The sequence below is a fragment of the Streptomyces sp. NPDC001728 genome, from assembly GCF_040297565.1.
Lineage (GTDB): Bacteria > Actinomycetota > Actinomycetes > Streptomycetales > Streptomycetaceae > Streptomyces.
The window spans coordinates 42473-56557 of sequence record NZ_JBEOZK010000023.1 but is presented as its reverse complement, the minus strand read 5'-3'; the positions used below and the strand labels follow the sequence as shown (position 1 = coordinate 56557).

General features: G+C 72.1%; 12 protein-coding genes. 7 read left to right on the top strand and 5 right to left on the bottom strand.

Annotated features, from left to right (window positions below; genetic code table 11):
• Complete coding sequence (locus tag ABT154_RS28235; RefSeq protein ID WP_351860351.1) at window positions 1-987, top strand: ArsR/SmtB family transcription factor; 987 nt, start codon at window positions 1-3, stop codon at window positions 985-987.
• A gap of 105 nt (window positions 988-1092) precedes the next feature.
• Here ABT154_RS28235 and gcl read toward each other — a convergent pair whose 3' ends face one another.
• Window positions 1093-2880, bottom strand: coding sequence for a glyoxylate carboligase (gene gcl / locus ABT154_RS28230; RefSeq protein ID WP_351860350.1), 1788 nt, complete (start codon window positions 2878-2880; stop codon window positions 1093-1095).
• A gap of 1129 nt (window positions 2881-4009) precedes the next feature.
• On the opposite strand from gcl, the gene ABT154_RS34005 reads away from it, so the two are divergent.
• The 3 genes from ABT154_RS34005 to ABT154_RS28210 all read left to right on the top strand — a co-directional run bounded on the left by ABT154_RS34005 (window position 4010) and on the right by ABT154_RS28210 (window position 5767).
• Window positions 4010-4372 (top strand): hypothetical protein, encoded by a 363-nt coding sequence (locus ABT154_RS34005; protein WP_502969603.1) that lies wholly within the window; start codon window positions 4010-4012, stop codon window positions 4370-4372.
• A gap of 68 nt (window positions 4373-4440) precedes the next feature.
• Window positions 4441-5232, top strand: a complete 792-nt coding sequence (locus ABT154_RS28215; RefSeq protein WP_351860349.1) for a TIGR04222 domain-containing membrane protein — start codon at window positions 4441-4443, stop codon at window positions 5230-5232.
• A gap of 19 nt (window positions 5233-5251) precedes the next feature.
• The gene (locus ABT154_RS28210; RefSeq protein ID WP_351860347.1) at window positions 5252-5767 is read left to right on the top strand and encodes a GNAT family N-acetyltransferase; all 516 of its coding nucleotides are present in this window, start codon (window positions 5252-5254) and stop codon (window positions 5765-5767) included.
• A gap of 117 nt (window positions 5768-5884) precedes the next feature.
• On the opposite strand, the gene ABT154_RS28205 is transcribed toward ABT154_RS28210, so the two are convergent.
• Together ABT154_RS28205 and ABT154_RS28200 are read right to left on the bottom strand one after the other, a co-directional pair.
• Window positions 5885-7492, bottom strand: coding sequence for an AMP-binding protein (locus tag ABT154_RS28205; protein WP_351860345.1), 1608 nt, complete (start codon window positions 7490-7492; stop codon window positions 5885-5887).
• Entirely contained in the window at window positions 7489-9174 is a 1686-nt protein-coding gene (locus tag ABT154_RS28200) for an AMP-binding protein (RefSeq protein WP_351860343.1), read from the bottom strand. The genes ABT154_RS28205 and ABT154_RS28200 overlap by 4 nt, the downstream gene beginning before the upstream one ends.
• Window positions 9175-9277: 103 nt before the next feature.
• Here ABT154_RS28200 and ABT154_RS28195 point away from each other — a divergent pair, with 103 nt between their 5' ends.
• Entirely contained in the window at window positions 9278-10081 is an 804-nt protein-coding gene (locus ABT154_RS28195) for a helix-turn-helix transcriptional regulator (protein ID WP_502969608.1), read from the top strand.
• A gap of 104 nt (window positions 10082-10185) precedes the next feature.
• Here ABT154_RS28195 and ABT154_RS28190 read toward each other — a convergent pair whose 3' ends face one another.
• Window positions 10186-10647 (bottom strand): SUKH-3 domain-containing protein, encoded by a 462-nt coding sequence (locus ABT154_RS28190; RefSeq protein ID WP_351860340.1) that lies wholly within the window; start codon window positions 10645-10647, stop codon window positions 10186-10188.
• Window positions 10648-10907: 260 nt separating this feature from the next.
• Entirely contained in the window at window positions 10908-12020 is a 1113-nt protein-coding gene (locus ABT154_RS28185; protein ID WP_351860338.1) for a winged helix DNA-binding domain-containing protein, read from the bottom strand.
• 198 nt (window positions 12021-12218) lie between these two features.
• Here ABT154_RS28185 and ABT154_RS28180 point away from each other — a divergent pair, with 198 nt between their 5' ends.
• Complete coding sequence (locus ABT154_RS28180; RefSeq protein WP_351860336.1) at window positions 12219-13340, top strand: magnesium and cobalt transport protein CorA; 1122 nt, start codon at window positions 12219-12221, stop codon at window positions 13338-13340.
• 365 nt (window positions 13341-13705) lie between these two features.
• Window positions 13706-13951 (top strand): hypothetical protein, encoded by a 246-nt coding sequence (locus ABT154_RS28175; RefSeq protein ID WP_351860334.1) that lies wholly within the window; start codon window positions 13706-13708, stop codon window positions 13949-13951.
• The last annotated feature ends 134 nt before the right edge of the window (window positions 13952-14085 follow it).

Below are 14085 nucleotides of genomic sequence, written 5' to 3'. Positions count from 1 at the left end.
ATGGGCTGGTGGCAGATCGGCACGGACTCCCTCGCCGGGAGCAGATTCGTCGTCTCGCCGCTCGCCGAGACGGTCGCCGCGCTCAAGACCCTGCACGCGGCCAGCGGTGCCCACCCGGGCGAGCGGGCCTGGCTGACCGCCCGTCTGCCCGCCTACCGGGCGCGGCTGGCCGCCGAACCGCTCGACGCGCTGCTCGTCCGGGCGGCCATCGGGCCCACCTGGAACGCCGACTTCCTGACGCCGACCCCGACGGGTGACCGCGAGCGGTCGTTCGAGGAGGAGGTCGAGGCGGTCCGCGCGGTCGAACCCACCTACGCCGTACCGCAGTTGGAGGTCGCCGTCGGGGGTCCCGTACCGGAGCCGCTGCGGTCGGCGCGGGACCTGCCGCACCGGCTCGCCGGCGTCCTGGAGTGGGTGTGGCGGGAGACGGTGCTGCCGGACTGGGCGCGTCGGCGCCGGGTCCTGGAGGCCGATGTGGTGGCGCGGACCGCGCAGCTGGCGCGGGACGGGTGGGCGGCGGCGCTCGACGAGCTGTGCCCGGGGAAGATGCGCTGGCTGGGCGACGGGCGGCTTCAGGTCAACCCGCGCGCGTATCCGCCGAGACGGTTCGACGGCGGCCGGCTGCTCTTCGTGCCGGTGACACCGAACAAGGGCTGGGTGTCCTGGGAGGGCACGGAACGGTCCGCGATCGTGTACGCCTGCTCCGGCGCCCTGGCGGACGCGACGGGACCGGTCGCACCCCAGGCGCTCGGCGCGCTGCTCGGAACGGCGCGCGCCGGAGTCCTCGTACGGCTCGAGTCACCCAAGTCCACCAGCCAGTTGGTGGCGCTCACCGGCCAGGGCCTCGGCTCGGTGGGCCGCCATCTGAAGGTGCTGCTCGACGCCGGGCTCGTACGGCGGGGGCGGGCGGGCCGCTCGGTCCTGTACGAGTGGACGGAGGCGGGCGCGGTGCTCGTACGGGCACGGGGGCGAGCGGCAGGCGCGTGAACGCCGGACGGCCCCCGCCCCGGTGCTCGTCGGGGCGGGGGCCGTGTCACGTCTCACGGATCGTCCTGATGCGGCCTGCCCGGCAGATCGGACGGCTTCGGCCGATCAGACCTGGAGGGCCTTGATCGCGGTCGGCGCGTGGCCGGGCTCGGTGGCCAGGTCCTCGAACTCGGTGACGTCGCTCATGTCGACCGTCTTGCTCATCGCGATGTTCGTGATGCGCTCCAGGATGGCCTCGACGACGACCGGGACCTGGTGCTCGACGGCCAGCTTCTTGGCCTCCTCCAGCGCCTCGCCGAGCTTGTCCGGGTCGGTGACGCGGATGGCCTTGACGCCCAGGCCCTCGGCGACCTTGACGTGGTCGACGCCGTAGACGCCGATCTCCGGGGTGTTGATGTTCTCGAACTCGAGGTTGACCTCGAAGTTGATCCCCAGACCGCCCTGCGCCTGACGGATCAGACCCAGGTAGGCGTTGTTCACGAGGACGTGGACGTACGGGACCTTGTGCTGGGCGGCGACCGCCAGCTCCTCGATCATGAACTGGAAGTCGTAGTCGCCGGAGAGCGCGACGACCGGGGTGTCCGGGTCGGCGGTGGCGGCGCCGATCGCGGCCGGGATGGTCCAGCCGAGCGGGCCGGCCTGGCCGCAGTTGATCCAGTGGCGCGGCTTGTAGACGTGCAGGAACTGGGCCGCGGCGATCTGCGAGAGACCGATGGTGGTGACGTAGCGCGTGTCCGGGCCGAAGGCCTTGTTCATCTCCTCGTAGACGCGCTGCGGCTTCATCGGGATGTTGTCGAAGTGCGTACGGCGCTGGAGGGTGGCCTTGCGCTCCTGCGCGGAGGCGGCCCAGGCGGAGAAGTCAGGCAGCGTGCCGGCGGCCTTCAGCTCCTTGGCGATCTCGATGAAGAGCTCCAGGGCGACCTTGGCGTCGGAGGCGATGCCGTAGTCGGGGGCGAAGATCTTGCCGAGCTGGGTGGGCTCGATGTCGACGTGGACGAACTTCCGGCCCTTGGTGTACGCCTCCAGGTTGTAGCCCGTGTGGCGGTTGGCCCAGCGGTTGCCGATGCCGAGGACGAAGTCCGACTCCAGGAAGGTCGCGTTGCCGTAGCGGTGCGCGGTCTGGACGCCGACCATGCCGGCGGCCAGCGCGTGGTCGTCCGGGATGGTGCCCCAGCCCATCAGGGTGGAGATGACCGGGATGCCGGTCAGTTCGGCGAACTCGACGAGCAGGTCGGTGGCGTCGGCGTTGATGATGCCGCCGCCGGCGACGATCAGCGGGCGCTCGGACTCCAGGAGGAAGCTCAGCGCCTTCGCGGCCTGGGCGCGGCTGGCCCGCGGCTTGTAGACCGGCAGCGGCTCGTAGGTCTCCGGGTCGAACTCGATCTCGGTCAGCTGGACGTCGATCGGCAGGTCGATGAGGACCGGGCCCGGACGGCCGGAGCGCATCAGGTGGAAGGCCTGCTGGAAGACGCCGGGGACCTGCGCGGCCTCCAGGACGGTCGTCGCGGCCTTGGTGACCGGCTTGGCGATCGTGGCGATGTCGACGGCCTGGAAGTCCTCCTTGTGGAGCTTCGAGACCGGGGCCTGGCCGGTGATGCAGAGGATCGGGATCGAGTCCGCGATGGCCGAGTACAGGCCGGTGATCATGTCGGTGCCGGCGGGGCCGGAGGTACCGATGCAGACCCCGATGTTGCCGGCCTTGGCACGGGTGTAGCCCTCGGCCATGTGGGACGCGCCCTCGACGTGGCGGGCCAGCGTGTGGCCGATGCCGCCGACGTTCTTGAGCTCGCGGTAGAAGGGGTTGATCGCCGCGCCGGGCACGCCGAACGCGGTGGTGACGCCTTCGCGCTTGAGGATCTCAACGGCCGCTGCGGCGGCGGTCATACGAGGCATGGGAGTGCTCCTGCTTCGGCCGGGCGGATCCAAGCCCACCGGTCGGCTCAGGGAGCCCGGACGGCTTGTTTCCGTAATGCGGAAATACTGTTCTGCTATACGGAAGCAATGTAGGTCGGGCTCCGGAGAACCGTCAAGAGAGGTCCGCGCAACGGACTGCCACGGACCACGGAAGTGGCCGAACACCCTCCCCCAGGCGTCCGACGGGTGGACGATGGGACCGAGCGACAGGGGGATGGTTGTGGGCGAGTCGGTACCGGTGCGCTGCCCGGAGTGCCTGCGGACGCAGGCGTACGCGGCACCCGTCTTCCCCTGCGCGTGCGGAAGCCCGGTGGCCCCACCGGTGACGGCCGGCGCGACGGCGGAACCGATCACGCACCGCAACTGGACGGACGCATGGGTCGCGGTCCGCTGCGGAGCCTGCGGGCGCGAGGACGACTGGCCGCACCCGGAGGTGGGCTGCCCGTGCGGGACGGTACTGCGGGTGCCGGTACGGGCCATGGGGGAGGCCGCGGAGCCGGGGACGGGTTCCCCCTCGGACTCGGGGTCGGGATCCCGTACGGGTACGGGATCTCCTACTGGTGCGGGTGCGGGTGCGGGTGCGGGTACGGGCTCCGCCACCGGTACGTCCGGGGCCGCCACCGGTACGTCCGGGGCCGCCACCGGTACGTCCGGGGCCGCCACCGGTACGTCCGGGGCCGCCACCGGTACGTCCGGGGCCGGGACCGGTACGTCCGGGGCCGGGACCGCCGGCCGGGCGGCGAGGCCGACCGGCTCGGAGTGGTTCGGGCCGGGCCCCGGGAACAGGCGCGACGCGCGCGCGGGCGGGGCGTCCGGTACGCCCGGCGCATCGGACTCCTCCGGCACCACGGATACGACCGGGGGCACACCCGGGGGCATATCCGGGGGTACGACCGCTGCCGGACCGGCTCCCGGAGCAGCCCGTACGGGTTCCGGGTCCGGGTCCGGGTCCGGCTCCGGGTCACAGCCCGGCCCCGGGTCCGGGTCCGACCCCGCCCGGCCGCCCCGAGCCGCCCCGCCCCGGCCGTTCGCCGAGCGCTACCCCGCGCACATCCCGCTGCCGCCCACCGCCCCGCGACCCGCTCCGGTGCGCGGCGCCTTCCGGCCCGTGACCATCCGGACCTCGCGGGACGCGGTCGCCGCGGCGGCCGGGTATCTTCGCTGGCTCGGCTTCCGGGACGTGGTGCAGCCCGAGGACCGGCCTGCGTCCGGGGTGGATCTGCGGGCGCCGGGGCTCGTCGCGCAGGTCGACCCGAGCACCCGGCCCACCGGGCTGCGGGCGGTCGAGTGCCTGTGGCTCAACGGGCTCAGCGCATCCGCCGTGAGCGTCTTCTTCTCGCTGGCGGGCTACACCCCTGAGGCACGTTCGCGCGCCGCCGAGATCGGGCTGCCGCTCTTCGTGCTCGACCTGACCGGCACCCCGCAGCCGGTGAACAACGCCGCCGACGAGCTGGCGGCGGACGGCGCCTGATCCGGATCCGGCCATTCACGCGTGATGATCACGCTCTCCCGGGCAGAACACCCTCGGGGGTGGGCGTCATGCCGACGGGGATGTGGTGGTTCATCGGAGCGGCCTGCGGGCAACTGCTGCTCGGCGCCGCGCTGTTGCGAACGCGCAGCCGGGAAAGCGGAACGGACGATCCGCCTCCTCCGCAGGCCCTCGCGCTGCTGCGGGGCGGACGGCGGGCGGCCGTCACCGTGGCGCTGGTGGCACTGCACCAGCGCGGAGCGGTCGCGGCGGGCCGCAAACATACGATTCGGGCCAACGGCGGTCCCGGGCGCACCCGGGACCCCGTGCAGCTGGGCGTGCACGGGGCGCTCCACCGGGCGTTCCCGCTGCGGGACCTCGTGGTGCGCCCCGAGGCGCGGCGGGCGGTGGACGCGCTGCGCGGGGAGCTGCGCGGGGCGGGGCTGTTGCTGCGGCCGCTGCGGCTTTGGACGGCGAGGGCGCTGCTCGGCTGCGTACCGCTGACGATAGCGGCGGGGGCGTACGCGACGGGCGCGCCGGGAGCCGGTCCGTCGGTGGCGCTCGTGACGGGGACGGTGCCGGTGCTCCTGGCGGTCGTACTGCTGCGGCTGCCACCGGCGACCCCGGCGGCGCGGCACCTGCTCGCCGGGCTGCGGGAGCGGTATCCGCTGCCGACGCACCGGCGCGAGGTGACGGACGGGTGGCTGGTCCAGCTGTACGTGGCGCTGTACGGCGATCCGGCGCTCGCGCTGTTCCTGCCGCGTTTCTCACGGGACGGCGGGCTGCTGGCCCGGCCCGGGGAGGTGGACCGGAACCGGCCTCCGGGAAACCGCGGACCGGATTCGGGGGACGGTCGGCGGTGAGGCCGCGCCATACTGTCGTATGCGCATCAGAGCGGCCGTACCGGCCGAACTCCCGCTGCTCCAGGACATCGAACGGGCGGCGGGCGAGCCGTTCCGCACGCTCGGGATGGCAGCGATCGCGGACGACGACCCGCTGCCCCTGGACGTCCTGGAGTCCTACCGCTGTGCCGGCCGGGCGTGGGTGGCGGTGGACGCCGCCGACCGCCCGGTCGCGTATCTGCTGACCGACACCGTCGACGGCGCCGCCCACATCGAGCAGGTGTCGGTGCATCCGGACGCCGCGCGCCGGGGTGTCGGCAGGGCGTTGATCGAGCACCTGGCGGCAAGCGCCGGGGAACAGGGCCTGGCGGCGCTGACCCTGACGACGTTCACCGAGGTGCCGTGGAACGCCCCGTACTACTCGCGCCTCGGCTTCCGCCCGCTCACCGACTCCGACCCGGCCCTCACGGAGGGCCTTCGGGCGATCAGCCGGGCGGAAGCGGCCCACGGCCTCTCGGTCTGGCCCCGCGTCTGCATGCGCCGGGAGGTCGTCTAGCACGGCGGGGCGCCTGGCCGGGGCGGTCGTCCGACGGGGAGACCGCCTGGCCGGGGCGGTCGTCCGACGGGGTGGCGCGGGGGCGTCCAGGCGCTCGGCGGTCCAGCCGGGAGGCTCCTACGGCCTGTCCTCCCCGTACCTCTGCCGCAGTTCCACCTTCCGCACCTTGCCGCTCACCGTCATCGGGAACCCCGCGAGGATCTCCATCCTGCGGGGGATCTTGTAGTGGGCGAGGCGGTCGCGGCAGAAGGCGGTGATGTCGTCGAGGGTCGGCGGGGCGGCCGGGTCGCGCGGGATGACGCAGGCCAGGATCTCCTCGCCGTAGCGCTCGTCGGGGACACCCACGACCTGGACGTCGGCGATCGCGGGGTGCCCGTAGAGGAACTCCTCGATCTCGCGCGGGTACACGTTCTCCCCGCCCCGGATGATCATGTCCTTGATGCGGCCGACGATCTGGACGTAGCCGTCGTCCCGCATCACCGCCAGGTCGCCGGTGTGCATCCAGCGGCCGGAGTCGATCGCCTCGGCGGTCTTCTCCGGCTCCTCCCAGTAGCCGAGCATCACGCTGTAGCCCCGGGTGCACAGCTCGCCCGCCGCGCCGCGTTCCACGGTCAGGCCGGTCGCCGGGTCGACGACCTTGACCTCGACGTGCGGCATCACCCGGCCGACCGTGCCCGTGCGGCGTTCCAGGTCGTCGTCGCGGCGGGTCTGGGTGGAGACGGGCGAGGTCTCGGTCATGCCGTAACAGATCGACACCTCCGCCATGTTCATCTCGGCGACCACCCGCTTCATCACCTCCACCGGGCACGGCGAGCCCGCCATGATGCCGGTGCGGAGGGTGGAGAGGTCGTACGCGGCGAAGTCGGGGAGGTTCAGTTCCGCGATGAACATCGTCGGCACCCCGTACAGCGAGGTGCAGCGCTCCTCCTGGACGGCCCGGAGGGTGGCCGCCGGGTCGAACGAGGGCGCGGGGATCACCATGCAGGCGCCGTGGGAGGTGGCTGCCAGGTTCCCCATCACCATGCCGAAACAGTGGTAGAAGGGCACCGGGATGCAGATCCGGTCCTGCTCACTGTAGGCGATCATCTCGCCTACGAAGTAACCGTTGTTGAGGATGTTGTGGTGGGAGAGGGTGGCCCCCTTGGGGAAGCCCGTCGTCCCCGAGGTGTACTGGATGTTGACGGGCTCGTCGCAGGACAGCGGCTCCGGTCTCAGCTCCCCCGGCGTACGCGCGAGGAAGGCGTCCCAGCCGGGGTCGCCGAAGTAGACCGCCTCCCTCAACTCCTGGCATTCCCCGGAGACTTCCTCGACCATCGCCCGGTAGTCGCTGGTCTTGCGGGCGAGCGAGGCGAACAGCAGGCTGATGCCCGCCTGCCGGAGGACATAGGCCAACTCGTGTGAGCGGTAGGCCGGGTTGATGTTGACCATGACCGCACCGATGCGGGCGGTGGCGTACTGGACGAGCACCCACTCGGCGCAGTTCAGCGCCCAGATGCCGACCCGGTCACCCTTGCGGACCCCGCTGCCGAGCAGCGACCCGGCCAACCGGTCCACGTGCGCGCCGAGTTGGGCGTACGTCCAGCGTCGGCCCGACGGCACGTCGACGAGCGCCTCGCGGTCCGGCCAGGCGGTGACCGCCCGGTCCAGGTTGGCGCCGATGGTGTCGCCCAGGAGCGGCGTCCCCGACACCCCGTGGGCGTAGGCGAGTTCCCCGGCGGCGCTCATGCGAGGTCCCCTTCCACGTACTCCGTGCCGCCGCCCTCGGCGGTGAGCCGTCGCAGCTCCACGCGCCGGATCTTTCCGGAGACGGTCTTGGGCAGCTCGGCGAACTCGATGCGCCGGACGCGCTTGTACGGGGCGAGGACCTCGCGCGAGTGGGCGAAGAGGACCTTCGCGGTCTCCGCGTTCGGCTCCCAGCCCGCCGCGAGGACGACGTACGCCTTCGGAACGGCGAGCCGCAGCGGGTCGGGCGCGGGGACGACGGCCGCCTCGGCGACGGCCTCGTGCTCCAGGAGGGCGCTCTCCAGCTCGAAGGGGCTGATCTTGTAGTCGGAGGCCTTGAACACGTCGTCGGCGCGCCCGATGTACGTGATGTAGCCGTCGGCGTCCCGGGAGCCGATGTCGCCGGTGCGGTAGTAGCCGCCCGCCATCGCCTCCGCCGTGCGCTCCGGGTCGCCGTGGTAGCCGGTCATCAGGCCCACCGGGTTGGCGGACAGGTCGAGACAGATCTCGCCCTCCTCCACGTCCGGCCGGCCGCTCACCGGGTCGACGAGGGTGACCCGGAAGCCGGGGCTCGGGCGCCCCATGGAGCCCTCCTTGAGGCGCTGGCCGGGGCTGTTGGAGACCTGGACGGCGGTCTCGGTCTGGCCGAAGCCGTCCCGGATGGTGACGCCCCAGGCGCGCCGTACCGACTCGATGACCTCGGGGTTCAGGGGTTCGCCGGCGGCGACGACCTCGCGCGGCGGGGTCTTGAGCTGGCTCAGGTCGGCCTGGATCAGCATCCGCCACACGGTCGGCGGGGCGCAGAAGCTGGTGACGCCGTTCCGGTCCATCTCGTCCATCAGCCGGGCCGGGTCGAAGCGCGTGTAGTTGTGGATGAAGACGGTCGCCTCCGCGTTCCACGGCGCGAAGAGGTTGGACCAGGCGTGCTTGGCCCAGCCGGGCGAGGAGATGTTGAGGTGCACGTCGCCGGGCTTGAGGCCGATCCAGTACATCGTCGAGAGGTGGCCGACGGGGTACGAGGTGTGGGTGTGCTCGACCAGCTTGGGCCGGGCGGTCGTGCCTGAGGTGAAGTACAGCATCAGGGTGTCGTCGGCGAGGGTGACGCCGTCGGGCTCGAACACGTCCGACTCGTCGGCGGCGTGCTCGTACCCCAGCCAGCTCACCCCGTCGCCGCCGACCGCGATCCGCGTGTAGTCCCCGGGGACGTCGTCGAACTTCGCGGTGTCCTCGGCGCGCACGATGACGTGCCGGGCCCGCCCCCGCTCGACGCGGTCGCGCAGGTCGGCGGGGCCGAGCAGCGGGGTGGCGGGGATGAGGACGGCGCGCAGCTTCATCGCGGCGAGCGCGGTCTCCCACAGCTCGGCCTGGTTGCCGAGCATGACGACGATCCGGTCGCCCGCGCGGACGCCCTGGGCCCGCAGCCAGTTCGCGACCCGGCTGGAGCGGGCGGACATCTCGGCGAAGCCGACCTTCGTCTCGGAGCCGTCCTCCTCGACGAGGTGCAGGGCGGTCCGGTCGTTGCCCTCGGCGATGACGTCGAACCAGTCGAGCGCCCAGTTGAACCGGTCGGACCGGGGCCAGGCGAAGCCCTCGTAGGCCGTCTCGTAGTCCTCGCGGTACTGGAGCAGGAAGTCCCGGGCGGCCCGGAACCCCTCCGTCGCGCTGGTCGCGCTCGTAGCCGTCATGCGTCCTCCTCGTTGCGGGACCGGTCCCGGACATCGTGTAATCAGTGACCCAGGTCTCACTACCCCCGTTCGGGGGTGAAGGAGTGGTTCCGTGTCCGAGCGGATGGAAACGGTGGAGCTGCGTACGGCGCTGCTGCGGCTGCGGCGCGCCAGCGGGCTGCCCGTCGTCTTCGGCGGACTGCTCCAGGAGGGCCGCACGATGCGGATCGCCGAGCTGAGCGGGGCGGTGACGCCCGCGCTGTGCGGCCTCGCGATCTCGACCGGCTCCGGCCTGGGCGGAAAATGCCTGGCGCTGTCGCGGCCCTGCGCGGTCACGGACTACCCGTCGGCGCGGCACATCACCCACGAGTACGACCTCCCGGTCTCGGCGGAGGGCCTGCGCTCGGTGATCGCCGTCCCCGTCGTCGTACGGCGCAAGGTGCGGGGCGTGCTGTACGGGGCGCTGCGCGAGTCCCTCCCGATCGGCGAACGTGTGTTCGATGCGGCGATGGCGGCGGCCCGCGACGTCGAGCAGGCCCTCGCGGTACGGGACCACGCACGGCAACTGCCCGCACCGCCGGACCCCGGGCCTTCCTGGGAGGAGGTCCGCCAGGCGTACGGGGAGCTTCGCGAACTGGCCCCGCAGGTGGTCGACCCCGGCCTGCGGGACCGCCTCCTGGCAGTCTGCGGCCGTCTCGAATCGGCCTCGGGCGCGGCTCCCACGACCCCCGGCATCTCCCTGACCCCACGCGAGACGGACGTCCTGGCAGCGGTGGCCTCCGGCGCGACGAACGCGACGGCGGCCGACCGCCTGGGCCTCCGCCCGGAAACGGTGAAGGGCTATTTGCGCTCGGCGATGAGGAAGCTGGGCGCGCACACACGGATGGAGGCGGTGGTGGCGGCACGGCGGGCGGGGGCGCTGCCGTAACGGCCGGGGCGGGGGGGGGAGCCGGGACGGGGAGGCGTGTCGCGTCAGGACCCGGGGGGCCGTCGTGCGCGGCGGTGCCGCTACGGACAGCACCGGCAGCGGTGTCAGACAAGGTAGTCCCGCGCTTCCCGCTGGGGGCCGCGCAGCAAAGCGCTGATGGCCTCGTACGGGTTCGCTCCCAGGAAATAGGGACCGGTGTGGTGCATGGGGAAGAGGCGTCCGGTCTCGTCGATGAGGACCATGGCCCCGTCGGACGTCTCGAATCCGACGGGAAAGAGCTTCCTTCCCACATTTCCCGCGAGTTCGGCGACGTCCTCGCCGCTCTCCTCGTAGATCCAGTGCGGGGTGCATCCGACGGCGTCCGGCGGCGTTCCCGGAATCACCAGGCTCAGCCCACCGAATTCCCGGACGAAGTCCTGGGCGGCCGGGAAGGCCTCGACCGGGTGCCCTTCCTCGGCGAACCGGTCGATGACGAGACCGAGGAGCCCGGGCAGCTGCGCTCCGATGTCGCGCCCGCGTGACCAGCCCGCCTCGGCGAGGACCGTCTCGACTTCCTCGGTTGTCATTCTCGGCATGTGCGGGCTCTCTCTCAGTGGTGCGCGATGACGTCGGCGAGGGGGAATCCTCCTACAGGACCGACAGGGCGGTTCGTACTCGCCGTGCAGCAACCGATCTGCTCCGGGGCGCACGGTGCCGATCTGAACCGAAGGGACGCTGGCCCCTTCCATGGCCTTCTTCACGCCGTCCGGTGCGACGGTCTTCACGCCGTCCGGTGCGACGATGCCGGTGCCGTCCGGATCCGGCACCCGTCTCCCCGTACCGTTCGTCAGCTCTCCGCGTGGACGATGTCGTACGGAGTGCCGGGAGGCGTCATGAGCCGGAGGATCCGCTCCGCCTCGGAGGCGAGGGCGGCGCGTGCCGCGCGCGGCACGCGTGCGAAGGGTTCGATGGTGAGCGTGGTGCGGTCCTTGCCCTCGTCGAGGTGCCAGATTCCGGCGAGGAAGCCGTCGACGAGGAAGACCCGGTGCGCCTGGTTGCCGGTCCAGCTGCGGGAGCGGTACTCGGCCGGGACGACCCGGGTGCGGTCCGCGTGCGAGAGGAGGAGGTTGTCGAACTCGGGCAGGAACCGGGGCGGGGCCGGGGTGTCCTCGGCGGGGCGGGGCGCGTCGGGCAGGTCGAAGAGTTCGGTGCCGTGCTCGTCCTGGAAGACGAGCAGCCCGGGCCTCAGTCGCTCGAAGGCGGGGCGGAGCCGGGTGAGACCGCACCAGGTCTGCATGTCCTTGACGGAGGCGGGCCCGAAGGCGCCGAGGTAGCGCAGCACGGTCTCGTCGAGGTCGGCGGCGTCCCCCTCGGGCTCGCCGAACCACACGTCGGTGGTGGTGAGCGCGACCTGCCCGCTGCGCCGCCAGAGGCCGCGCGGGGTGACCTGCACCATCAGCAGCAGACAGCGGGCGGCGATGCCGAGCGACTGCGGGTCGGCCTCCGGCCATTCCTGGAGCAGGTGCTCCCGCAGCGCCTTCAAGGTCCGGGGCTGCTCCTCGACGTACGCGGTCGCCAGGGCGGTGAGCCGGTCGAGGTCCACCCCGTCGAGCCCCTTGCGGAACATCTTCAGCTCCCGGTCGATGGCCCCCGCCTGGACGAGGCGGCGCAGCCCGACGGCGTCGCGGGGGGTGTGGGTGTGGACGGTGGACCGCAGGGAGACGATCCGGGCGACCCGCCGGGACTCCATCACGGCGGACAGGTCCTCGGGCCGGAACCCGTCGAGCCGGGCGGCGAGCGCGTAGTACGGGGGCTTCGTGTTCTGCGCCTGAAGCCCGACGAGGTGCCCGACGGCCTGCTCGACACCGAGCGGGGCGGGGCGCAGGAGCAGCTGCCGGTAGAGGGTGGCACGGTTCAGGGCGCGGGGGCCGAGCACGGGGTGGGTCGTCTTGGGGGCCATGACGAGCACGCTATCGAGGGATGAGGACGGGTTCTGTCCGCAATGAGAAGTCGGGGGCGGGGCTGAGCGGGGGGCGGGGTCCGAGGCGACCCGCACGGACCTCACGGAACCCGACCGACGGAACCTCGCGGAACCCCACAGGGGCGATTCACCCCATATATCCTGCTCTCGGCCCAAAGATTCAGGAGGTGTACGACGATGTCCGACCGCCGCCCTCGCCCGGCGTGGCGCCGCCGGCCCGAACCGCCACCCGCGGCCTCGTCCGCACCTCCGCCCCCGGAGCCGCGCGCGGAGGGGGAGCCGAGCGTGGTGCAGTCGACGCTGTACCGCGACGGGCACCGGGTCTCCTCCCCCACCACGCTCGCGGAGACCTTCCGCCAGCTGCGGGAGCACCCCGACGGCATGGCGTGGATCGGCCTGCAGCGCCCGACCGCGCAGGAACTCCACTCGCTGGCGGCCGAGTTCGACCTCCATGAACTCGCGGTGGAGGACGCGATGGAGGCCCATCAGCGACCGAAGCTGGAACGATACGGCGAGACGCTGTTCGTGGTCCTGCGGGCGGCCCGCTATCTGGACGCCCAGGAGGAGGTCGACTTCGGCGAGCTGCACGTCTTCGTGGGCCCGGACTTCCTGATCACGGTCCGCCACGGGGCGGCTCCGGACTTCTCGACGGTCCGGCAGCGCATGGAGCAGGATCCGGCCCTCCTCGCGCTGGGCCCGGAGGCGGTGCTGTACGCGATCCTCGACGCGGTGGTCGACGGCTACGCGCCGGTGGTGGCGGGCGTCCAGAACGACATCGACGAGATCGAGACGGAGGTCTTCGGCGGCGACCCGGCGGTCTCGCGCCGCATCTACGAACTCTCCCGGGAAATGGTCGAGTTCCAGCGGGCGACCCGCCCACTGGTGGGCATGCTGCACGGCCTGATGGCCGGCTTCGCCAAGTACGGCACGGACGAGGAACTCCAGCGCTACCTCCGCGACGTGGCCGACCACGTGACCCACACGAGCGAACGCGTCGACGGCTTCCGCCAGGCCCTCACGGACATCCTCACGGTCAACGCGACCCTGGTCACCCAGCAACAGAACGCGGAGATGCGGGCACTGGCGGAGGCGGGCTTCGAACAGAACGAGGAGATCAAGAAGATCTCGGCCTGGGCCGCCATCCTCTTCGCGCCCACGCTGGTGGGGACGATCTACGGCATGAACTTCGACTCCATGCCCGAGTTGCACTGGGGGCTCGGATACCCCTTCGCGATCGGTCTGATGGGGGTGGTCTGCGTCAGCTTGTACGCGATCTTCAAGCGGCGGGACTGGCTGTAGGAGGCATGGGGGCGCGGCCCGCACGGTTCGCTCCCGCGCCATCCGCACGAACCGCCCCTTTCGAAGTCGGCCGATCGTCAGCCTGCGTCCGACTGCTCGCTCGATGGAGTGCCTCGCCAAGGACTTCGTCAACTGGCGGCTGGCGGAGGTAGCCGATTCTCCTACCCCCACGCCGACGCCGCCACCGCGGCGCAGATGATGGGGTGGTACTTCCTGCCGTTCGACGACCAGCTGGACGGGGAGCTCGGCCGCGATCCGCGACGGGTGGCGGAGTCTGCGGAGCGCTGATCGACACCGTGCACGGGTGCCCGGCGCGGAGCGCCATCCCCCCCACCGTGCGGGCGTTCACCGATCTGTGGAGCCGGATGAAGCGCGACTACGCCGAACTGGCCGGCCGCGAGATCGGGGCCGTCACCGCGTCCTGGCACAAGGGCCGGGTCCTCGACGTCTACCCCGTGATGCAGGAACTCGCCCTGCGCATCACCGTCGCGACGCGCTGGCGCCTCGTGCCCGCCTCCACCCGCGCGCCCCCCGAGGTGGCCGGTGCGGCGCTCTCCCCGGACCTCCTGGTCATGACCCCGCGGCCCCGGGCGGACCACCGACCGGCGTGATCCGCCCCTCCCCCGAACCGCCTGACGCAAGAGGACACCATGCTCGGACAGGTACAGAAGACCAACATCGACCGGGTCTTCGACACCCTCGACGTCACCCGCGACGGCGTCATCGGCGTCGACGACTTCCAGAT

What these genes read in the sequence shown, in the direction of transcription:
- ABT154_RS28235 (WP_351860351.1), top strand. Translation starts at nt 1, where the DNA reads ATGGGCTGGTGGCAGATCGGCACGGACTCCCTCGCCGGGAGCAGATTC.
- gcl (WP_351860350.1), bottom strand. Translation starts at nt 2,880, where the DNA reads ATGCCTCGTATGACCGCCGCCGCAGCGGCCGTTGAGATCCTCAAGCGC.
- ABT154_RS28215 (WP_351860349.1), top strand. Translation starts at nt 4,441, where the DNA reads ATGCCGACGGGGATGTGGTGGTTCATCGGAGCGGCCTGCGGGCAACTG.
- ABT154_RS28210 (WP_351860347.1), top strand. Translation starts at nt 5,252, where the DNA reads ATGCGCATCAGAGCGGCCGTACCGGCCGAACTCCCGCTGCTCCAGGAC.
- ABT154_RS28205 (WP_351860345.1), bottom strand. Translation starts at nt 7,492, where the DNA reads ATGAGCGCCGCCGGGGAACTCGCCTACGCCCACGGGGTGTCGGGGACG.
- ABT154_RS28200 (WP_351860343.1), bottom strand. Translation starts at nt 9,174, where the DNA reads ATGACGGCTACGAGCGCGACCAGCGCGACGGAGGGGTTCCGGGCCGCC.
- ABT154_RS28195 (WP_502969608.1), top strand. Translation starts at nt 9,278, where the DNA reads ATGGAAACGGTGGAGCTGCGTACGGCGCTGCTGCGGCTGCGGCGCGCC.
- ABT154_RS28190 (WP_351860340.1), bottom strand. Translation starts at nt 10,647, where the DNA reads ATGACAACCGAGGAAGTCGAGACGGTCCTCGCCGAGGCGGGCTGGTCA.
- ABT154_RS28185 (WP_351860338.1), bottom strand. Translation starts at nt 12,020, where the DNA reads ATGGCCCCCAAGACGACCCACCCCGTGCTCGGCCCCCGCGCCCTGAAC.
- ABT154_RS28180 (WP_351860336.1), top strand. Translation starts at nt 12,219, where the DNA reads ATGTCCGACCGCCGCCCTCGCCCGGCGTGGCGCCGCCGGCCCGAACCG.
- ABT154_RS28175 (WP_351860334.1), top strand. Translation starts at nt 13,706, where the DNA reads ATGAAGCGCGACTACGCCGAACTGGCCGGCCGCGAGATCGGGGCCGTC.